This window comes from Chitinophaga sp. 01L420 (assembly GCF_056399985.1).
Genome location: NZ_JBFTSK010000144.1, coordinates 1 through 538, shown reverse-complemented (window position 1 = coordinate 538; position 538 = coordinate 1). Strand labels below are relative to the sequence as shown.

General features: G+C 47.0%; 1 protein-coding gene. It reads left to right on the top strand.

The window, feature by feature from the left end; translation table 11 throughout:
- The coding region (locus AC1DP6_RS36530) for a hypothetical protein (RefSeq protein WP_477059317.1) at positions 1-538 on the top strand (538 nt) is incomplete at both ends.

Below are 538 nucleotides of genomic sequence, written 5' to 3'. Positions count from 1 at the left end.
GATCAGAAACATTGTAATGATTCTATCTTCAACATGACGGCTAACATTCCAGCCGGATTGGGTGCACGCGGTGCATGGACTATTGTAGGTGGCAAGCAACCCTGGATCACGATTGCTGATACTACTTTAAATAATACGAAGGTGACCGTACTGGCAGGACATACTGTGTCACTGGTATGGACCATCACCAATGGTACYTGTGCGGCYACTACTGATATGGTGGAACTGACCAACTATGAGATTCCTTCCATAGCAGTTGCTGGTGCAGATCAGAAACATTGTAATGATTCTATCTTCAACATGACGGCTAACATTCCAGCCGGATTGGGTGCACGTGGTGCATGGACTATTGTAGGTGGCAAGCAACCCTGGATCACGATTGCTGATACTACTTTAAATAATACGAAGGTGACTGTACTGGCGGGACATACTGTGTCACTGGTATGGACCATCACCAATGGTACCTGTGCGGCCACTACGGATATGGTGGAACTGACCAACTATGAGATTCCTTCCATAGCAGTTGCAGGTGCAGATC